At 59.7% G+C, this 18,164-nt stretch carries 23 protein-coding genes; 14 read left to right on the forward strand and 9 right to left on the reverse strand.

The window, feature by feature from the left end; genetic code table 11:
* Positions 1-21: 21 nt before the first annotated feature.
* The 13 genes from flaF (at position 22) to folD (ending at position 9,767) form a co-directional block, all read left to right on the forward strand.
* A complete protein-coding gene (flaF, locus tag Q4481_RS01350; RefSeq protein ID WP_304374464.1) occupies positions 22-369 on the forward strand; it encodes a flagellar biosynthesis regulator FlaF in 348 nt (115 codons plus the stop codon).
* Positions 366-815 (forward strand): flagellar biosynthesis repressor FlbT, encoded by a 450-nt coding sequence (flbT, locus tag Q4481_RS01355; RefSeq protein WP_304374465.1) that lies wholly within the window; start codon positions 366-368, stop codon positions 813-815. Before flaF ends, flbT begins: the two co-directional genes overlap by 4 nt.
* Complete coding sequence (gene flgD, locus Q4481_RS01360; RefSeq protein WP_304374466.1) at positions 806-1,294, forward strand: flagellar hook assembly protein FlgD; 489 nt, start codon at positions 806-808, stop codon at positions 1,292-1,294. Before flbT ends, flgD begins: the two co-directional genes overlap by 10 nt.
* A 33-nt stretch (positions 1,295-1,327) precedes the next feature.
* Positions 1,328-1,594: a flagellar biosynthesis protein FliQ gene (fliQ, locus tag Q4481_RS01365; protein ID WP_304374467.1), complete on the forward strand. Its 267-nt coding sequence runs from the start codon at positions 1,328-1,330 to the stop codon at positions 1,592-1,594.
* Positions 1,595-1,684: 90 nt separating this feature from the next.
* Positions 1,685-3,775, forward strand: a complete 2,091-nt coding sequence (flhA, locus tag Q4481_RS01370) for a flagellar biosynthesis protein FlhA (protein WP_304374468.1) — start codon at positions 1,685-1,687, stop codon at positions 3,773-3,775.
* Positions 3,772-4,524 carry a flagellar biosynthetic protein FliR gene (locus tag Q4481_RS01375; protein WP_304374469.1) on the forward strand — a complete coding sequence of 251 codons (753 nt, stop codon included), beginning with the start codon at positions 3,772-3,774 and terminating at the stop codon, positions 4,522-4,524. The genes flhA and Q4481_RS01375 overlap by 4 nt, the downstream gene beginning before the upstream one ends.
* Positions 4,524-4,925, forward strand: a complete 402-nt coding sequence (locus Q4481_RS01380) for a hypothetical protein (protein WP_304374470.1) — start codon at positions 4,524-4,526, stop codon at positions 4,923-4,925. The genes Q4481_RS01375 and Q4481_RS01380 overlap by 1 nt, the downstream gene beginning before the upstream one ends.
* Positions 4,926-5,009: 84 nt before the next feature.
* Entirely contained in the window at positions 5,010-5,564 is a 555-nt protein-coding gene (locus Q4481_RS01385) for a rod-binding protein (protein WP_304374471.1), read from the forward strand.
* A 39-nt stretch (positions 5,565-5,603) separates the two neighbouring features.
* A complete protein-coding gene (locus Q4481_RS01390) occupies positions 5,604-5,984 on the forward strand; it encodes a hypothetical protein (RefSeq protein WP_304374472.1) in 381 nt (126 codons plus the stop codon).
* Positions 5,984-6,529, forward strand: coding sequence for a hypothetical protein (locus Q4481_RS01395; protein WP_304374473.1), 546 nt, complete (start codon positions 5,984-5,986; stop codon positions 6,527-6,529). The genes Q4481_RS01390 and Q4481_RS01395 overlap by 1 nt, the downstream gene beginning before the upstream one ends.
* A 474-nt stretch (positions 6,530-7,003) precedes the next feature.
* Entirely contained in the window at positions 7,004-7,861 is an 858-nt protein-coding gene (locus Q4481_RS01400; protein ID WP_304374474.1) for a WecB/TagA/CpsF family glycosyltransferase, read from the forward strand.
* A gap of 99 nt (positions 7,862-7,960) precedes the next feature.
* Entirely contained in the window at positions 7,961-8,713 is a 753-nt protein-coding gene (locus Q4481_RS01405) for a hypothetical protein (protein WP_304374475.1), read from the forward strand.
* Positions 8,714-8,867: 154 nt separating this feature from the next.
* Complete coding sequence (folD, locus tag Q4481_RS01410) at positions 8,868-9,767, forward strand: bifunctional methylenetetrahydrofolate dehydrogenase/methenyltetrahydrofolate cyclohydrolase FolD (protein WP_304374476.1); 900 nt, start codon at positions 8,868-8,870, stop codon at positions 9,765-9,767.
* On the opposite strand, the gene Q4481_RS01415 is transcribed toward folD, so the two are convergent.
* The 3 genes from Q4481_RS01415 to Q4481_RS01425 are packed head-to-tail and all read right to left on the reverse strand — an operon-like array spanning position 9,768 to position 11,357.
* Positions 9,768-10,235, reverse strand: coding sequence for a GNAT family N-acetyltransferase (locus tag Q4481_RS01415; RefSeq protein WP_304374477.1), 468 nt, complete (start codon positions 10,233-10,235; stop codon positions 9,768-9,770).
* Entirely contained in the window at positions 10,207-10,980 is a 774-nt protein-coding gene (locus Q4481_RS01420) for a class I SAM-dependent methyltransferase (protein WP_304374478.1), read from the reverse strand. Before Q4481_RS01420 ends, Q4481_RS01415 begins: the two co-directional genes overlap by 29 nt.
* A 2-nt stretch (positions 10,981-10,982) precedes the next feature.
* Positions 10,983-11,357, reverse strand: coding sequence for a hypothetical protein (locus tag Q4481_RS01425; protein WP_304374479.1), 375 nt, complete (start codon positions 11,355-11,357; stop codon positions 10,983-10,985).
* Between the two features lie 99 nt (positions 11,358-11,456).
* Between Q4481_RS01425 and Q4481_RS01430 the strand changes: the two genes are divergently transcribed.
* On the forward strand, positions 11,457-11,798 hold the full coding sequence (locus Q4481_RS01430) for a winged helix-turn-helix transcriptional regulator (protein WP_304374480.1): 342 nt from the start codon (positions 11,457-11,459) through the stop codon (positions 11,796-11,798).
* On the opposite strand, the gene Q4481_RS01435 is transcribed toward Q4481_RS01430, so the two are convergent.
* From Q4481_RS01435 to Q4481_RS01460, 6 genes are all read right to left on the reverse strand, one after another.
* The gene (locus Q4481_RS01435; RefSeq protein ID WP_304374481.1) at positions 11,799-12,296 is read right to left on the reverse strand and encodes a GNAT family N-acetyltransferase; all 498 of its coding nucleotides are present in this window, start codon (positions 12,294-12,296) and stop codon (positions 11,799-11,801) included. It abuts the gene before it with no gap.
* A 2-nt stretch (positions 12,297-12,298) separates the two neighbouring features.
* On the reverse strand, positions 12,299-14,116 hold the full coding sequence (gene edd / locus Q4481_RS01440; protein ID WP_304374482.1) for a phosphogluconate dehydratase: 1,818 nt from the start codon (positions 14,114-14,116) through the stop codon (positions 12,299-12,301).
* Positions 14,117-14,212: 96 nt separating this feature from the next.
* Entirely contained in the window at positions 14,213-14,914 is a 702-nt protein-coding gene (gene pgl / locus Q4481_RS01445) for a 6-phosphogluconolactonase (protein WP_304374483.1), read from the reverse strand.
* Between the two features lie 7 nt (positions 14,915-14,921).
* A complete protein-coding gene (gene zwf, locus Q4481_RS01450; RefSeq protein ID WP_304374484.1) occupies positions 14,922-16,391 on the reverse strand; it encodes a glucose-6-phosphate dehydrogenase in 1,470 nt (489 codons plus the stop codon).
* A gap of 138 nt (positions 16,392-16,529) precedes the next feature.
* Positions 16,530-17,816, reverse strand: coding sequence for an NAD(P)/FAD-dependent oxidoreductase (locus tag Q4481_RS01455; RefSeq protein WP_304374485.1), 1,287 nt, complete (start codon positions 17,814-17,816; stop codon positions 16,530-16,532).
* Between the two features lie 61 nt (positions 17,817-17,877).
* Complete coding sequence (locus Q4481_RS01460) at positions 17,878-18,075, reverse strand: hypothetical protein (RefSeq protein ID WP_304374486.1); 198 nt, start codon at positions 18,073-18,075, stop codon at positions 17,878-17,880.
* Positions 18,076-18,164: the final 89 nt, after the last annotated feature.

Here is an 18,164-nt window from a genome sequence, read left to right on the forward strand (position 1 = left end):
GACTGGAGTATGAGGGGCTGAATGTACCAGTTTTCCTATGCAGAAATTATGGCGGATGATGTCGCCGATGCCAAAGAGCGAGAGATACAGGTTCTCGACAAGGCAATCGCCATGCTCCATGCCGCAGCCGGCAAGGGAAGAGATTCTTCCGTAGCCGTAGAAGCCCTGTTCTTCACCCGCCGGGTGTGGATTGCCTTTATCGATGACCTGCGTAGTCCTGAAAACCAGTTGCCGACGGATCTGAGGGCCGACCTCATTTCGATCGGAATTTGGGTTCTCAAGGAGATCGAACGCATCCGTCTGAGAAAGTCCGAAAACTTTCAGGGCATTGCCGACATAATCACCATCATCAGGGATGGACTGAAATGAAAAGTACCTTGCGCATCTCTCTCAAATCCGGCGAGCGGATCTTCATCAATGGAGCCGTTCTTCGGGTCGACCGCAAGGTTGCGATCGAATTCCTGAATGACGTGACGTTCCTTCTCGAAAATCACGTCCTGCAGCCCGAGGCGGCCAATACGCCGCTCAAGCAGCTCTACTTCATCGTCCAGATGATGCTGATCAATCCGGAAGGTGCGGAACAGTCGCTGATCATGTTCCGCAAGTCGATCCTGATGCTGCTCAATTGCTTCCACAACGAGAGTGTTCTGGCAGAGCTGAAGCGGATCGATGCGATCGTCAATTCCGGACGCCCCTTCGACGCATTGAAGGCGATCCGGGCACTCTACCCGACGGAAGAAAAGATCCTTTCGGCGCAGGAAATCACACCGGCTGTTCGCGAACAGATCCGCAGGGAGATCGCACCATGGCAATAAGTGCAATTTCGGCGATGGCCGCGGCTGCGACCCAGACGACGAATACGACCAACACCACGAACACCACCAATACGACGACCAGCGAATCTTCGACCGATGCGGCAAGTGCAGCGCTGAACTACGAGAGCTTTCTCAAGCTTCTCATCACCCAGATGCAGAACCAGGATCCCACCGATCCGCTCGATGCATCCGAGCAGATGTCGCAGCTCGCATCCTTCTCGGTTGTCGAGCAGAACATCAAGATAAACTCGAATCTCGAGAGCCTCATCCAGCAGACGACGCTTTCCCAGGCATCGTCCCTGATCGGCCAGAACATTACTTCTGCCGACGGTGAGACCAGCGGCGTGGTGAAGTCTGTCGAGATCAACTCCGATGGATTGACCGCTATTCTCGAAGACGGTAGCAAGGTCGTGGTTCAGACGGGCATCACCGTCGGCAAGACACCCGACACTGATACCGACACAGACAAAGACAGTTGATAGACCCGCGACCGGGTCCAGGGCGCAAGCACAATGAATGAGGCCGATGCTCTCGATATCGTCCAGGCTGCGATCTGGACCGTGCTTGCTGCCTCCGGCCCGGCCGTTATCGCGGCCATGATCGTTGGCGTGGTCGTGGCGCTGCTTCAGGCGCTGACCCAGGTTCAGGAAATCACCCTGACATTCGTGCCGAAAATCCTCGCTGTGATGGCCGCTGTCGCCATCTCGGCGCCTTTCATTGGCTCGCAGATTTCCATCTTCACCAACATGATCTTTTCGCGGGTGCAGAGCGGTTTCTAGTCGCCGCCTTTTCGTTATCCGGTACCCTTCGCGCAAGCTTCGATCGCTAAAACTTCCATGAACGTGTGCGGCTCATGAAGAGGCGATAGTATGGCTGATGTACAGTCCCTGGTGGTTCCGAAAATAGCATCGAACAGGCGCGATATCGGCTTCGCGATCGGTATCGTTGCGATACTGTCGGTTCTGTTCCTGCCGATTCCAGCCTTCCTGATCGACCTTGGGCTGGCATTCTCCATATCCTTTTCGGTTCTGATCCTCATGGTTGCTCTGTGGATCCAGAAGCCGCTCGACTTCTCATCGTTTCCGACCATCCTTCTGATCGCGACCATGTTGCGCCTGGCGCTCAACATCGCCACGACCCGCGTCATCCTCTCGCATGGCAACGAAGGCCACGAAGCTGCCGGACATGTGATCGCAGGCTTTGCGAGCCTCGTCATGTCGGGCGATTTCGTGATCGGTTTGATCGTCTTCCTGATCCTGATTGTCGTCAACTTCATCGTCATCACCAAGGGTGCAACGCGTATCGCCGAAGTCGGCGCACGTTTCACCCTCGATGCGATCCCCGGCAAACAGATGGCGATCGATGCCGATCTTTCGGCCGGCATGATCGACGAGCAGGAAGCACGCCGTCGCCGTAAGGAACTGGAAGACGAAAGCTCCTTTTTCGGTGCCATGGACGGTGCCTCGAAGTTCGTCCGCGGCGATGCCGTTGCCGGTCTTCTCATCACCGCCATTAACGTGTTCGGCGGCATCATCATAGGCTATTTCCGCCATGGAATGGAAATCGGCGAAGCGGCCGATGTCTTCGTCAAGTTGTCGGTTGGCGACGGTCTTGTCTCCCAGATGCCGGCGCTCATCATTTCGCTCGCAGCCGGCCTGCTCGTCTCCCGCGGCGGCCAGACGGGTTCAACCGACAAGGCGGTTGTCGATCAGCTGGCCGGTTATCCGCGCGCACTCGGCGTTGCGTCCGGCCTTGTGACGGTTCTGGCGCTGGTTCCGGGTCTGCCCTTCCTGCCGTTCGCCGCTCTCGGTGGCGCGCTGGGTTTTGCGAGTTGGGCCATCCCGCGCCGCATCGAGGCCGAGAACAAGGTCAAGCGGCAGGCCGAGGAACATCGTAAGGCCTCCGAGGTCAAGGATCAGGAGAAGGATTCGGTCAAGCACGCGCTCAAGACGCCGGAAATCGAACTCCTCCTCGGCAAGCAGGTTTCGACGCGCCTTCTCGGAGCCCATCAGGAACTCGCCTTCCGCGTCGGCAAGATGCGCAAGAAGTTCGCCGGCCAGTACGGCTTCGTCGTGCCCGAAATCAAGGTCTCCGACGAACTGTCGATCCCCGACAAGGCCTACCATATCCGCATCCACGGTACGACGGTCGCGTCCAATCTGCTGCGTGTCGGCGAAGTACTGGTCATCACCGGCGGCGGTCGCCGGCCGACGGTTCCGGGCGACGATGTGCGCGAACCTGCATTCGGCATGCCGGCAGTATCAGTCATCGAAACCTTCACCGAGGAACTCAAGCGTGAAGGTTTCCACCCGATCGATAACGTTTCGGTCGTTCTGACGCATCTGTCCGAAGTGATCCGCAACAACCTGCCGCAGCTTCTGTCCTACAAGGACGTCAAGATCCTCATCGATCGTCTCGATCCCGAATACAAGAAGCTGGCCGACGAAATCTGCTCGTCGCATATGTCCTATTCCGGCCTCCAGGCCGTTCTCAAGCTCCTGCTGGCCGAACGCGTCTCGATCCGGAACCTGCATCTCATTCTCGAAGCGGTGGCAGAACTCGCCCCGCATATGCGCAAGACGGAACAGATCGTCGAACATGTCCGCGTGCGCATGGCCCAGCAGATCTGCGGCGATCTTTCCGACAATGGCCTCCTGCGCGTGCTGCGCCTCGGCAACAAGTGGGACATGGTGTTCCATCAGGCGATCAAGCGCGATGCGAAGGGCGAGATCGTCGAATTCGACATCGATCCGCGCCATCTCGAGGAATTCTCCGAACAGGCCACCAAGGTTGTGCGGGAATATCTCGATCGCGGCTTGCCCTTCGTTCTGGTGACCTCGCCGGAAACCCGTTCCTATGTGCGGATGATCATCGAACGGCTCTTTGCGACCCTGCCGGTCCTGTCCCATGTCGAACTGGCCAAGGGCATCGAAATCAAGATCCTCGGAACCATTTCATGATCGAGGATCCCGAAGGCCTGGTCATGGCAGCCTTCGCCTCCTTCTGCAGGATCGGCGGATGCATGATGGTCATGCCCGGCTTTTCGACTGCGCGCGTGCCGATGATGATCCGGTTGATCCTGGCGGTCGTCATCTCGCTCGCCATGCTGCCCGGCAACTGGCAGAGCCTTTATCCGCAGATCCAGTCCGGCCTCTCCGATTATGCCCGTCTGATCGGCGTCGAAACCCTGGTCGGCGTGGTGCTCGGGCTAATCACGCGCTATTTCGCTTTGGGCCTGCAGTTTCTCGGTACGGTCGTCACCATGATGATCGGCCTCAATACGCCGCCCGCCGGCGATGTGCTTGAAGACCAGAGCGAAGGGCAGTTGACCAATCTTCTGTCTTTCGCTGGGCTGATGGTCCTCTTCATGCTGGATTTTCACCACCAACTCTTCATCGCGATCGGGGATTCCTACAGAGCCCTGCCGCCCGGCATCGTTTTCGATCCTCAGAAGGCGCTCGTCACGCTCGTCGATACTTTGGCGGCGACGTTTACCGTCATGCTCCGGCTTGCGAGCCCCTTCATTCTGTTCAATGTGCTGTTCAACGTCGCGATCGGCTTCATCAACAAGCTGGCGCCGATCGTTCCGGTCTATTTCATCTCGACGCCCTATATGGTGCTCGGCGGCTTGTTCCTCTTCTATCTCGGCATTGCCGCCTTGCTCTCGCTGTTTGCCGATGCGTTCGGCCCGATTTTCGGAGTGCGATAATGGCGCCGCAAACCCGTTCGGAAAAACTCAAGCGGCTCGTCAAGGTCCAGCGGCAGATCGAACAGATGGCCGAGATCGAACTGGCCAACACCACCCGGGCGCGTGGCGAGATCCAGGAAAATCTCGATGCAGTGGTCGATGCGATCGGTTCGCTCGAGCCGGTGCACCAGATCTTCGCAAGTCTTTACTCGAACCAGATCGGCCGCCTCACGATCCGCGATCAGCAGCTTGAAGGTCTGCAGCGAACCCACGAGGCGCGGATCATGCGCGAAAAGGCCAAGGCCGACCGACTCGAAGAGAATATGAAGGATGCGCGCGAACTTGAAAATCGCGAGGCAGAAGACAATGCCATCTACGACATCGTCGACCAGCGCTACATGATGATCGACGATCAGGACTAGCGGCGAATTAGCTTTCGCAAGCCACGGTCAAGCTTATCAGCAGATGATCATTTGGCGCTTCATGCAAAAGAATGGCGGAATTTCATGGCGATCCAACCTCCCAGCGATATCGTTCTCGACGTGCTCAAGGCAGCTGACCCGGCTGCTGTCGAAATGGCGCAGGCAAAACTCAAGGCAGGTCAGGCCGCCAGCGAAGCGCAACGGCTTTCCGGGACCGATCGCGGATTCGATGTGACGCTCGGTCGCCATCAGGCATCGCGCACAACCGAGCATCTGACCGAGAAGAAGGCTGTGCCGGAAACCTATCGCAAATTCGAGGGAATGGTGCTCCAGAGCATGATCAAGAGCATGCTCCCAGACAGCCAGGAAATCTACGGCAAGGGTGCGGCCGGCGAAATCTGGAAAGGCATGCTGGCCGAACATCTGGGCAATGCGATTGCCAAGGATGGCGGCGTCGGCATTGCCGAGCATCTTGCCAAGAACGGCCCGACAGCCGTTGAGGATGCACGTGAGAGCAGAGACAAGGCGCGCGGCGAGCGCCTGCATGTTCGCACGCAACTGATCGAGCGGAACCAGCTGGAGGCGCTTGATGCGCTTTTGCCTGGTGATCAGAAGCAGAAGCGGACAGACCGGGTTTGAGTTTAGCGGCGGACAAAGATTTAAGAACGAGGACATGCCATGGCGGCGGCAACATCGGAAGATGCATTCAAGGATATTCGACTGAAGACCGTGCTGGGGAGGCTGGAACTGATCATCGACAATGAAAACGAGCGGCTCGGCAGCGATCCCCGTTTCGATATCAAGGCCTCCAATGCCCACAAGAGCCGGTGCCTTTACGAACTGACGATGCTGTGCCGGGATACCCAGCCCGGCGAGTTTCCGGAAGGATTTGCGACCCACATGAAATTCCTCAAGGGGAAGCTTATGCTGAATGCGCGCAAGCTCGAGGCGCATCTCAATGCCGTGCGCACGGTGACCGATATTCTTCGCAATGCGGCGCAGGAGCGGGAAGCGGACGGCACCTATACCCAGGAACAATTCCGCTATAGCGAGAACTGATGCTGAAGCTTGTCCTTACCGGTGTCTGGGTGGCGATCGTCGCGCTTGGGGCGGTCTATTTCTCCATTGAGATGTCGCAGCCACCCGATCCGGCCGTCGAGGAAGCCAAGAAAAAGGCGATCCAGGAGTTCGTTCGCGGCGAATTGACGACCTTTCCCGTCATTCAGGGCGGCAAGGTCGATGGCTATTTCCTGACCCGAACCTCCTATATCGCCGACAAGACGAAGCTCACGGAAATCACGCTTCCGGTGGTGCCCATCATCACGGACGAGCTCTATACCGTGCTCGTCGGCGATCGCATCATCCGTATTGGCGATCGCCGCAACTTCGATCTCGCCGGCTTCAAGGAAAAGCTCAAGAAGACCATCAATCACCGTCTCGGATCCGAGGTGGTGATGGACGTGGTGATCGAGCAGATCGATTACATCTCCAAGGATGCACTGCAGGCCGATCCGGAAAAGGCTGGCGAGTCCGCCAAGAAGATCGCGCACGAAAAGCTGCCGGAAGGCTTTGAAGCAGACGCTGCCAAAGAGGGCGGTCACTAGAGCACGTCCTATCAATACGTATCTGAATTCTTAACAGGAAGGCCGGTGCTGGAAACCCAGCGCCGGCCTTTTTCTTGCTCGTGCGTCATTTCAGAGCGCCAGCGTTTCGAAATGGCACGCCGAAAACCTCCTGGCCTGTCTGCAATTGGAACGCATTGCGGAGGAGCCGCCGCGAAATATCCATTCGGCACAGTTTTTCTCGGAAAATTTCCTGTGATCGCGCGTCCGCGCTTCCTCTAACGCGCTGAAAAGGAAAGGCTTTCAAGCGCTCGGTTAATCAAGCGTAAATTCCAGAAAATGCTTTTGAATGAATGACTTAAATGGCGTTTCAGCTGTCTGCGGTAATTCTCTCGACATAGGGCGTTGATGCCTGAGCCAGTCCGATATCGCCCCCGCGGTACGGGACTTGCTCGTTCAACGTCGATACCTGGCCGGACATAACAGAACAAGCCGGCCATCGCACGGGAGAATGTGATGAATATCGTTTCCAGCATGGCGGTATTCAGTTCCAACAGGCCGGTTCTCGGATTGCCTGTTTGCGATCTGGATTGGGCGGATGCGTTCATGTTTGTCAGTGCCCTGGTCGATATGCCCATCGGCCAGACGGTGATATCCTTTCTGAATGCCCATAACTGCAATGTCATGCTCAACGATCCCGCTTACCGCGAGACGCTCGAACGCCATCTCGTGCTGCCTGACGGTATCGGTGTGGACATCGCGTCCATGCTCACCAACGGCTCCCGTTTCCCGGCAAATCTCAACGGCACGGATTTCGTACCGGCACTGCTCACCTATATCGCGACACCGAAGCGCATCGGTCTGATCGGAGCGCGGCCTGAAGCCTTGTCCGGAGCGCGCGATGCTTTCGCTCGTCATGCGCCATGGCATGAGTTCGTCGCCGTCCATGACGGTTTCTTCACCGAAGAGGAAACGCCGTCAATCATGGCGGATGTCGCAAGGCAGAAGTTTGATATTCTGCTTGTGGCCATGGGCACGCCCAAACAGGAAATCTGGGTGGATCGTTACGTGCGCCCCGAACATGCGCGCCTGGTGATTTCGGTCGGCGCGCTGTTCGATTTCATGGCCGGCATCGTGCCGCGGGCGCCGCGTCTGGTGCGCAAGTACCGTGTGGAATGGCTCTACCGGGTGCTGCAGGAACCGCGCCGCCTGGCCGGACGCTATTTCGTCGGCGGTCCGGTTTTCCTTGGCCGTATCTTTGCGCATGCCGCCCGGCTTCATGCCGGTAGGCTTGTCGATCGCGTCAAGCCCAAGCCGCCCATGCAGGATCGCCCGCGGCTACCGGTTTCGCCCCGACGCAAGGTGCCGAGTTAACCACTTGTTAAGGCGGCGCTACTAGATTTGGTTAACAATTGCCTGTCGCTGCGGCCGCATTTCGGCCGGGGCGCGGTTGCCAATCCGGTCAGGTTGCCCATGGAACGTCGTCCTCTTCTCGACTATTTGACGGACCGCGAAGCTGCGGAGCAGCCGTCAGCGGATCTTTCTGTGCTCGAGGAGCGTCTTCGCATGCTCGAGGCACGTCTGGCGGACGAACGACTGGACAAGCAACGGGACGAGTTTGCCATGGCGCCGGAACGTCAGCCGGCATCGTCCCTGGCAAGCGAGCTCGAAACCATCCTGCGTCGTCAGGATAATCTGCGGCAACCCGTTCGGCCGGTCGCCCATCCTGCACAATCCGCCCGAACGAGCTTCGTCGATCACCAGCCTGCTCTCAACCGCCCTCAGCCGGACATGGCTCATTCCCGGCCTGCTGCGCGGGTGGCAATGACGGCGCCGCCGCTTGCTGCCGATCATCATGCGCCAGCTCCCAACGTTCCGGACGATTTCGCCAAGTTTGCCGAAGCGGTGCGGCTGATCGGGCTTGCGGCACAGCGGTTTCTGCCAGAGGGCCTCGCCAGGGAAGTTCTGCCGAAGGGGCAGACATCCGAACTGGTGGCCATGTATGCCGTCATGCAGGAAGCGATCTCGGCGTTCCGGTCGATCGCCGATGATATTGCCGTCTCGGCAAGCGAGATCCGTCGCTATGCCCGGCCTGAAACCGCAAAGCCGGTGCCTGCAGCCGTTCGGCGCGACGAGGCCGAACTGGTGCAGTTGACCGCCGATCTCGACAACATGCGCGAGCGGGTGGCGATGATGATGCAGGAACGGCGGCGGGCCGGCGGTTAAATGGCTTACGGCTGGAAAATCATTCGGCCTCCCATGGTTTTATCGGGGATCTTTGGTATTAGATGCGCCGCATCAGGACGCAGTGAGACAAACACGCCGCAAGGCTGCTGGTAGGATCGCCGCATCTTAAGAAACATTGATGGGAGATAAGCCGGTGGCGCAGGTAATCAATGGCAAGGAGACGGCAGCGTCCGTCATCGCGCAAGTCAAATCCACAACGGCGACACTCGAGGCAGAAACCGGCGTCACGCCCGGCCTCGCCGTCATTCTTGTCGGCGCCGATCCGGCGAGCCAGGCCTATGTCGGTTCCAAGAGCAAGATGGCCAAGGAATGCGGCTTCAAGTCGGTTCAGTATTCGCTGCCGGAAGCAACCAGCCAGGAAGAGCTGATGGCTCTGGTCGCCGATCTGAATGCAGATCCCACGATCCATGGCATTCTGGTGCAGTTGCCTCTGCCGAAGCACCTGGATTCCGAGCCGGTGATCCAGGCGATCCTGCCGGAAAAGGATGTCGATGGCCTGCATGTCGTCAATGCCGGCAAGCTCGCCACCGGCGATACCGAGACCGGTCTTATTTCCTGCACGCCGGCCGGCGCGTTGATCCTCGTCCGCAACGTGCGTGGCGAAGACCTGTCCGGTCTCAATGCCGTTGTCATCGGCCGTTCGAACCTGTTTGGTAAGCCGATGGCGCAACTGCTTTTGACGCGCAATGCCACGGTTACGACGGCCCATTCGCGAACCAAGGATCTGGCCGCCGTGTGCCGCACTGCCGATATTCTTGTCGCGGCCGTCGGCCGCCCCGAAATGGTCAAGGCCGACTGGGTGAAGCCCGGCGCAACGGTCATCGATGTCGGTATCAACCGCGTTGCAGCGCCTGAAAAGGGTGAAGGCAAGACCAAGCTGGTCGGCGATTGCGACTACGCATCCTGTGAACCGGTTGCCGGCGCCATTACCCCGGTTCCGGGTGGTGTCGGGCCGATGACGATCGCCATGCTGATGGCCAATACCGTCATTGCCGCCTATCGCAAGGCCGGCAAGCCGGTCCCTAAATTCTGATCAGGAATCGTTCTGTTCTTCCTCGCGGATCGCTTCCCAAGCGTTCCGCGACAGAGCCATGAGAATGAGATTGACCAAAGTGCCAGCCGGCGTGCGACCGGCGGCATGCTGGATCGCATAGCGGCTGAAGCCGTGCGAATCGTAAAAGCGGATCGCCTCTTCATTGGTTGACGCGACATTGAGCGCAACCCGCTCTGCGGTCGTGTTCTCGAATGCCATTTCGACGATGGTTTCGAGAAAGCGGCCGCCGATCCCCCTGCCCGGCTTGGAAACAATCAGACGTTTGATGCGGATCTCGCCGCCAGCCTGGCCGAGACCGGTCAGGGCTGCGAAGGCCACCGGCTTTGCGGTCGCCGGATCATCGTGGACGAGATAGAGAATGCCGGGCCTGGAGATGTTGTGAAGATGTTCGTCTTCGCTCCAGCGCCCGACCTGATGCTCATAGCCTTCCTGCCGCTCGATCACCATGATCGCCGGAATGTCCTGCGCGTTTGCGCGCCGAAAGAAGGTCTGGCGGGTCCACATCCAGCATTTCCATTTTGCTTCGGTGGTTTTCCGCGACTTGTCGAGCCCCGTCAAGGGCAATGCCGGCAGGCATGGCCATTCTGAGAACCGAAATCGTCACCATCCCATCGAGAACATGATGCGTGGTGTGGCTGGCGACTGGCAGGTTTACGATCAGCGGCTCCAGATCGATGGCCTTGCCACCGCGAACCAGCCCCCAGAGCAGAAGACCGAGATTACGGGGATGACGGAACCGGCGCAGAAAAAGGGCGAGGGCGTTGGCCGGTGTCATTGTCCGTGTCGTCTCGATCAAGATCAACAGCCCGCCCGGTGCGACGAGCTTCATCAGGTCACGTAATGCCGCGTCCCTGTCTGCAAGAACGAACAGCAGCGAGGCGGCGGAAACCACCTCGGCCCGGATGCCGCAATCGACGGCATCCGTGAGGCCGGACTGACCGAACTTCACAGAAACCATTGCCGATCGAGCGCGCGCTTTGGCGCGGTCGATCATGTCGGAGTCGGGATCATAGCCACATGCGTCAAATCCGCTGACGGCTGCGTGGATCGCCAGCGCACCTGGGCCGCAACCGATGTCGAGCCAGCCTCTGCCTTCCGGCGCACCGGCAGCGGCAATCGCTGCCGCGTGGATCTCCCGATAGCAATCGGAATGCTGCAGCCAATCAAACAGGTAGGCCGAGAGTTTCGACATGATCACACCGCCTGCCGCGGGAGTGGCCAGAAGAAGGTAACAAGCCCGATCCAGATCGCGTTGAACATCGGGAAGGCAGTCAAGCCAAGCGCAACGGTGCCATTGGCGGTGAAATAGAGGCCGGCGGCCAGATCGACCAGCTGGATGGCACCCATGAGCCGGATGAGAAGGCGGTTCTTTTCGGGTGCTGCCGCCGCCAGCCAGAAACCGGCACCATAGACGAGAAACCGAGAGGCCAGCATGGCGAGCGGATAATGGATATCGGCTGGCGGGATCGAATGTCCCATGGATGCCAGGAATGCATCGGGTGCAAAAAGATAGGCAAGGCCAAGAACGATCTGGATGGTTCCGATCAGGCGCAGCAGCAGTTTCAGCATGTCAGTCTCCTATGTTTGACGTGACATCAGCTAAAGCGAGCGCTATATAAAGTGAAGTAGTTACCAAAAGTGAAGTTGAAACTTTTCTGGAGATCAAGCATGTCCGGGACGGAGCTCCTTGAGAATCTCGCCGATGGGCCATGCGTGGTGGCATGCCCCGTCCGTCGCGCGCTCGACATTCTGGATGGCAAATGGACCCTGCTGGTTGTCCGCGATCTTCTCTCCGGCAAGAAGCGCTATAGCGAGTTGCAGCGAAGCCTTGAGGGCATTTCGCCCCGCATTCTCGCCCAGCGTCTGCGCGATCTCGAAGCGCAGGGGCTTGTTCTCCGGCGCGTCTTTCCGACCAATCCACCGACGACCGAATACGAACTCACCGAGCAGGGGCTCGCCATGCGCGGCATCATCGGGGCCTTGGCAGAGTTCGGCGCCACGATGGTCTGATCAGAGTCTGTTTTTCAGAGACCATTCTGGCTTCAGAACCGCCATCATCACGAGATCGGCGCGGCTGCCGTCCGGCAGCTTGTAGGCCTGACGCATCAATCCCTCGCTGACGAATCCCACCTTCTCATAGGCACTGTGGGCGCGATGATTGTCGGCAAAATGATCGAGCCAGACACGGTGGGCGCCGGGCAGCGAGAAGGCCCATTCCAGCACAAGGTCGAGAAAGGCGGAGCCGAGACCCTTGCCGGTTTCGGCCATGGCGATGCGCTTGAGGTAGATGTTGCCCTGTTCGCTGCCGATATCCCGAAGGATGGCAAAACCGACCACCTTGTCGGCATCATCGATTGCCAGCAGATAGGCATGCGTCGGATCGTCCACCAGTGTTTCATGGATGGACCGTGCCGAACGGCCGACCAGAGCCTCGAAGCCCGGCAGCCGTTCGATTTCCATGATCCTGTCGATATCGCTGGCTTTTGCGCGCCGGATCTGGATCGGCATGATCAGAACAGCACGCTCGCGCCCTGGTCTGCCGGTCCGGCCATCTGGCGGAAGATTGCAAACATCTCGCGCCCGAGCCCGAACTCGTTGTGGGAGAGGTCTGCCGTCACCGGCGTGCGGCTGGCAAGTTCCGCAGCATCGACCAGCAGCTCCAGACTGCCGTTCTCCGCATCGAGACGGATCATGTCGCCCTCGCGGATGAGGCTGATCGGCCCGCCGTCCTTGGCCTCCGGTGTTACGTGAATGGCCGCGGGAACCTTGCCCGATGCGCCGGACATGCGGCCATCGGTGAGAAGTGCCACGCGTTGGCCGCGATCCTGCAGGATGCCGAGCACGGTGGTCAGCTTGTGCAGTTCCGGCATGCCGTTCGCTTTCGGTCCCTGGAAGCGCACCACGGCAACGAAATCGCCTGTCAGTTCGCCATTCTTGAAGGCGGCGTTGAGTTCAGCCTGGTCATGGAACACCTTGGCGGGTGCTTCGATCAGATGCCGGTCCGGCTTCACGGCGGAGATCTTGATCACACCGGTGCCGATATTGCCCGAAAGCATTTTAAGCCCGCCGGACTGCTGGAACGGCGTTTCGATCCTGGTCAGAACCTTGGGGTCGCCGCTTTCTTCCGGAACCGGCATGCGCAGCACGCGACGGTTCTCGTCCAGCTTCGCCTCGACCGTATAGGCTTCGAGACCCTGGCCGAACACGGTGCGCACATCGTCATGCAGCTGGCCGCCCTTCAGCAGTTCGCGGATCAGGAAGCCCATGCCGCCGGCGGCGTTGAAATGGTTCACGTCGGCCAGCCCGTTCGGATAGACCCGTGCCAGAAGCGGTACGGCATCGGAAAGGTCTGACACATCCTGCCAGGTCAGGTGAATGCCGGCTGCCCGCGCAATGGCGACCAGATGCAGCGTGTGATTTGTCGAGCCACCGGTCGCATGCAGGCCGACAACGCCGTTGACGATCGAGCGCTCGTCGATCATTTCGCCGGCTGCCGTATATTCATTGCCGAGCGCGGTGATTTCGAGCGCGCGTTTTGCGGCTTCGCGGGTGAGAGCCTCGCGCAGCGGCGTGCCCGGATTGACGAAGGAGGAACCGGGCATATGGAAGCCCATGATCTCCATCAGCATCTGGTTGGAGTTGGCGGTGCCGTAGAAAGTGCAGGTGCCGGGTCCGTGGTAGGATTTGCTTTCGGCCTCGAGCAATTCGTCACGCCCGACCTTGCCCTCGGCGAAAAGCTGGCGAACCCGCGCCTTCTCGTCGTTCGGCAGGCCCGAGGTCATCGGCCCGGCCGGGATGAAAACCGCCGGCAGATGGCCGAAGGTCAGCGCCGCGATCGCCAGACCCGGGACGATCTTGTCGCAGACACCGAGATAGACCACGGCATCGAACATGTTGTGGGTCAGGCCGATACCGGCCGACATCGCAATGAGATCACGCGAAAACAGCGACAGTTCCATACCGGGCTGGCCCTGGGTCACGCCGTCGCACATGGCCGGAACACCGCCGGCCACCTGCGCGACGCCACCGGCTTCGCGCGCCGCCTGACGGATGAGCTCCGGATAGGTTTCATAGGGCTGGTGCGCCGAAAGCATGTCGTTATAGGCCGTGATGATGCCGAGATTGGGGGCCTTGTCGCCGGCAAGCAGGCTCTTGTCGGCGGGGGAACAGACGGCAAACCCGTGCGCGAGGTTGCCGCAGCCAAGAACGCTGCGGTGCGGGCCGCGGCTGGCGGCCTCGCGAATACGTCCGAGATAGGCTTCCCGCGAGGGCTTCGACCGTTCGACAATGCGAGCGGTGATGGCTGCGATGGTGCTGTTGGCTGCCATAATGCTTTCCTTTCGCTGGTCCGGCGGTCCATGCCGCCAAGCAGGCGTTGCCCCGGGGAAGGGCGCTCGCCTCGTCAATCAGGCCATTGGGGTGCCTCAGGGCGCCCAGAAAATCTCTACCGTGCCCGGAACATTCTCAAGCACGATGCCGATCGGGAAAGGGCCATGCTCATCGCCGCCCGCCAGCGCTTGTTCGAGCACGTCCATTTTCTGCTGCCCCTCGATATGCAGCACCAGCAGGCGCGCATCCTGGAGCGCGGAAAAAGTCAGCGTCAGCCGCGTCTCGCCGGCACCTTCGGCTTCCATGGTAATAACGCCGCGTGGCGTTTTCATGGACAGGGCTTCTGCCAGCCGGTCGCCGCCCGGGAAGAAGGAAGCCGTGTGCCCGTCATTGCCCATGCCGAGAATGGCGACATCGAACGGATAGCCGATGGCTGCAACAGCTTCACTCGCTAGCGCTGCCGAATGTGCGGCATCGCCGCCGGCATGATAAAGCGGCACGAACTCAGCCGCCGCTGCAGCATTCTGCAGGAGATTGTCTCTGACGAGCGCATGGTTAGAGCGCTCGCTGTCCGGCGGCACGAACCGTTCGTCGACAAGCGTCACGGTCACGCGGCTCCAGTCGATCGAGCGGGTGGAGAGCGCCTTGAAGAAAGCCTTGGGGGTCGACCCGCCCGAGACCGCGATCGACGCCTTGCCGCGGGCGGCAATCCCTTCGGCAAGGGCGGCGCTGACCCGGTCTGCAAGCGCTGAAGCCAGCGTTTCCTTGTCAGCTAGTCTGTTCAATTGATGCGCCATGCTTCACCTATTCGTGCCATGTGCGGCCATCACGCTCGATGAGCGCGATGGAATGGCTCGGACCCCAGGTGCCCGACGTATAACCCTGGACGGATTGTCCGGTTTCTTCCCAACCTTTGAGGATCGGGTCGATCCAGCGCCAGGCCGCCTCGACTTCGTCACGACGCATGAACAGCGTCTGGTTGGCCCGGATCACATCCAGCAGCAAACGCTCATAGGCATCCGGATTGCGGGCATCGAAAGCCTGGGCGAAGCTCATGTCGAGCGACACTTCACGCAGGCGCATGCCGCCCGGTCCGGGGTCCTTGATCATGATCGACTGTTTGACGCCCTCATCGGGCTGCAGACGGATGATCAGCTGGTTCTCACCGATACGCCCCGCCGAACTGTCGAAGATCGAATGCGGGATCGGCTTGAAGGTGATGACAATTTCCGAAACGCGCGAGGCCAGTCGCTTGCCGGTGCGAATATAGAAGGGAACGCCCGCCCAGCGCCAGTTGCCGATTTCGGCCTTGATGGCGACATAGGTCTCGATATTGGAGGAGGGCGCTTCGAGATCGTCGAGATAGCCCTTGACGGCGCCCTTTTCGGAAGCGCCGGCGCGATATTGCCCGCGCACTGTCATTTTCTCGACGTTCGACGCGTCGATCGGCTTCAGCGAACGCAGCACCTTCAGCTTTTCGTCGCGCACAGCTTCGGCATGCATGGAGGAGGGCGCTTCCATCGCAACAAGGCAGAGAAGCTGCAGGATATGGTTCTGCACCATGTCGCGCAGGGCGCCGGCCTTGTCATAGTAACCGGCGCGACCTTCCAGCCCGACGGACTCGGCCACCGTGATCTGCACATGGTCGATATGGGCGGAATTCCACAGCGGCTCATAGAGCGCATTGGCAAAGCGCAGCGCCATCAGGTTCTGCACCGTTTCCTTGCCGAGATAATGGTCGATACGGTAGATCTGGTCTTCCTTGAAGACCTTGCCGATCGTGTCGTTGAGATCGAGTGCCGAAGCGAGATCACGGCCGATCGGCTTTTCGACCACGATGCGGGTCGATTTGGTGATCAGCTTGTGGTCGCGGATCTTTTCGCTGATCGAGCCGAAAATCGCGGGCGCTACGGCGAGGTAGAAAGCGCGGACACGCTCCTTGCCCTCATCGAGCAGCTTGCGCAATTCGTCCCAGCCCTTTTCGGATGCCGCATCGACCGACACATAGAACAGCCGTGCGGCGAACTTGGCGAAGGATTCCTCGTTGAACTCGCCGGGCTTGAGGAATTTCTCGAGCGCCACGCGGGCGAACTTGCGATAGTCGTCATGGCTCATCGGGCTGCGCGAAGCACCGATGATCCGCGTCGGCTCGGTAAACTGGCCTGCTTCCTGACGATGATAAAGGGCAGGCAGAAGCTTGCGCTCGGCAAGGTCGCCCGTGCCGCCGAAGACGACATAGTCAAATGGATCGACGGGAATGATCTGGCTGCTCATGGCGATCTCTCGGTTGATACTCGAATTTCGATTTCGCAATCTAATCGATTTAAAGATATCAGACCCGCCGCCAGCGAACAACCCTTTTTTGCATCCGCGAAGCCGCTGCCGAAAGCCGCGGCTCCGCCAGCCGGTCGATCAGATCCGGTCCATCATCGCAAACCAGGTCAGCGCCAGAAACAGCAACGGTGCCCGGAATGTCTGGCCTCCCGGGAAGGGTTTGATGTTGAACGAGCGATAGAGCTCAAGGTCGGTTGCCTTGCCGGTCAGCATCTCTGCATAGAGCCGTCCGCAATAGTTTGCGAGCATGACGCCGTGGCCCGAATAGCCGCCAATAACGGTAACATTGGGCTTGACCTGGCGCACGAAAGGCAGCCTCGGCATGGTGATGCCGACATAGCCGCCCCAGCCATGCGTGAAGGGAATATCCTTCAGTTCCGGATAGATCTCCGCGACCTGCCGCCGGATATGGCTGGTAATGTCGCTCGGACTGTCGGACGTATAGGCCTCGCGGCCGCCGAACAGCAGACGGCCATCCTTGGATTTGCGGAAATAGCGGACGACGAACCGCGAATCGGCCACCGATTCGCCGCCCGGGATGATCTTCGGAAACGCATCGAGCGGCGGCGTCGCGCCGATGAAGGAGCCGATCGGCATCACATGCGCCGCGGTTTCGGGCTCGAGACCCTTCGTATAGGCATTGGTGGCGAGCAGCAGCTTGTCGGCGATTATAGTCCCGCGTGCGGTTTCGACTCGGACCTTGCCACCCTCGGCATGGATCGCCTTGGCCGCGCTCATCTCATGGAGCCTGGCGCCGGCGCGAGCGGCAGCGGCTGCCAGTCCCACGATCAGCTTCATCGGGTGGATATGGCCGGTGCCCCGGTCATAGACGCCGAAATGAAACCGCGACGATCCCACGCGCGATGCGGTCTCCTCGCGCTCCATGAAATGCAGGTGCGGATAATCGTATCGCTCGGCGGCGATCGATGCATTCTCACGGAACGCCTTTTCATAGCGCGGCTTGTGAGCCACGATCATATGTCCCTGCTGATATTCGATATCGATATTCTCGGACGCAGAGAAATCGAGCAGATGCCGTTTGGCCGCTTCGCCCATGGCAAAAAGGGCGCGCGACCGTTCGAGACCGAACTCGGCTTCGCATTCTTCCGGCCACCAGCGTTGGCCGGTACCGAGCTGGCCGCCATTGCGGCCCGATCCGCCATCGCCGAAGCGGTTGGCATCGATCAGGATGACATCGACGCCTGCCTTTGCGAGATGGTAGGCGGCCTGCAGGCCGGTGAAACCGCCGCCGATGATGGCCACCGAGGCCTGTGTCGATCCATCGAGAGCGGGGTAGGTCGGACGATCGCCGACGGAATCTTCATACCAGGAAATGCCGGGAGAAATGGGGCTTTGCCAAGCCATGGAACTGCCTTTCGTTGAGGAACATGTCTGACCCGCCAATGCATCGGCCGGCCGTATGGGTTCACATCGAAAGGCGACAACGGCCTTCGCCGTCACGCGGGGCGCGGAGACCGATTTTCATGGCAAAAAGTCCCGCCCTGCGGTCGAGATCGCTGAAGAACTGTTTGACGACGAAAGCGAGCGCCCAGACGAGCGCCTTCAGCCCCTGGGATCTGCGTTTGCGGCGGTTTGCGGGTTGCCGGCTGCGGGTCTGGAACATTCTGCTTCCACCTCCTCGCATCGGCATGGCTCACCTCACTGCCCTGAAGGGCGTGCAAACGAAAAACGCGCCATTGCTGGCGCGTTCTG

Source organism: Fluviirhizobium alvei, from assembly GCF_030551875.1.
GTDB classification, from domain to species: domain Bacteria; phylum Pseudomonadota; class Alphaproteobacteria; order Rhizobiales; family Rhizobiaceae; genus Rhizobium_E; species Rhizobium_E alvei.

Excerpts from the sequence above, each read along its gene's own strand:
- flaF (WP_304374464.1), top strand. The coding sequence starts at position 22 with ATGTACCAGTTTTCCTATGCAGAAATTATGGCGGATGATGTCGCCGAT.
- flbT (WP_304374465.1), top strand. The coding sequence starts at position 366 with ATGAAAAGTACCTTGCGCATCTCTCTCAAATCCGGCGAGCGGATCTTC.
- flgD (WP_304374466.1), top strand. The coding sequence starts at position 806 with ATGGCAATAAGTGCAATTTCGGCGATGGCCGCGGCTGCGACCCAGACG.
- fliQ (WP_304374467.1), top strand. The coding sequence starts at position 1,328 with ATGAATGAGGCCGATGCTCTCGATATCGTCCAGGCTGCGATCTGGACC.
- flhA (WP_304374468.1), top strand. The coding sequence starts at position 1,685 with ATGGCTGATGTACAGTCCCTGGTGGTTCCGAAAATAGCATCGAACAGG.
- Q4481_RS01375 (WP_304374469.1), top strand. The coding sequence starts at position 3,772 with ATGATCGAGGATCCCGAAGGCCTGGTCATGGCAGCCTTCGCCTCCTTC.
- Q4481_RS01380 (WP_304374470.1), top strand. The coding sequence starts at position 4,524 with ATGGCGCCGCAAACCCGTTCGGAAAAACTCAAGCGGCTCGTCAAGGTC.
- Q4481_RS01385 (WP_304374471.1), top strand. The coding sequence starts at position 5,010 with ATGGCGATCCAACCTCCCAGCGATATCGTTCTCGACGTGCTCAAGGCA.
- Q4481_RS01390 (WP_304374472.1), top strand. The coding sequence starts at position 5,604 with ATGGCGGCGGCAACATCGGAAGATGCATTCAAGGATATTCGACTGAAG.
- Q4481_RS01395 (WP_304374473.1), top strand. The coding sequence starts at position 5,984 with ATGCTGAAGCTTGTCCTTACCGGTGTCTGGGTGGCGATCGTCGCGCTT.
- Q4481_RS01400 (WP_304374474.1), top strand. The coding sequence starts at position 7,004 with ATGAATATCGTTTCCAGCATGGCGGTATTCAGTTCCAACAGGCCGGTT.
- Q4481_RS01405 (WP_304374475.1), top strand. The coding sequence starts at position 7,961 with ATGGAACGTCGTCCTCTTCTCGACTATTTGACGGACCGCGAAGCTGCG.
- Q4481_RS01415 (WP_304374477.1), bottom strand. The coding sequence starts at position 10,235 with ATGGTGATCGAGCGGCAGGAAGGCTATGAGCATCAGGTCGGGCGCTGG.
- Q4481_RS01420 (WP_304374478.1), bottom strand. The coding sequence starts at position 10,980 with ATGTCGAAACTCTCGGCCTACCTGTTTGATTGGCTGCAGCATTCCGAT.
- Q4481_RS01425 (WP_304374479.1), bottom strand. The coding sequence starts at position 11,357 with ATGCTGAAACTGCTGCTGCGCCTGATCGGAACCATCCAGATCGTTCTT.
- Q4481_RS01430 (WP_304374480.1), top strand. The coding sequence starts at position 11,457 with ATGTCCGGGACGGAGCTCCTTGAGAATCTCGCCGATGGGCCATGCGTG.
- Q4481_RS01435 (WP_304374481.1), bottom strand. The coding sequence starts at position 12,296 with ATGCCGATCCAGATCCGGCGCGCAAAAGCCAGCGATATCGACAGGATC.
- edd (WP_304374482.1), bottom strand. The coding sequence starts at position 14,116 with ATGGCAGCCAACAGCACCATCGCAGCCATCACCGCTCGCATTGTCGAA.
- pgl (WP_304374483.1), bottom strand. The coding sequence starts at position 14,914 with ATGGCGCATCAATTGAACAGACTAGCTGACAAGGAAACGCTGGCTTCA.
- zwf (WP_304374484.1), bottom strand. The coding sequence starts at position 16,391 with ATGAGCAGCCAGATCATTCCCGTCGATCCATTTGACTATGTCGTCTTC.
- Q4481_RS01455 (WP_304374485.1), bottom strand. The coding sequence starts at position 17,816 with ATGGCTTGGCAAAGCCCCATTTCTCCCGGCATTTCCTGGTATGAAGAT.
- Q4481_RS01460 (WP_304374486.1), bottom strand. The coding sequence starts at position 18,075 with ATGTTCCAGACCCGCAGCCGGCAACCCGCAAACCGCCGCAAACGCAGA.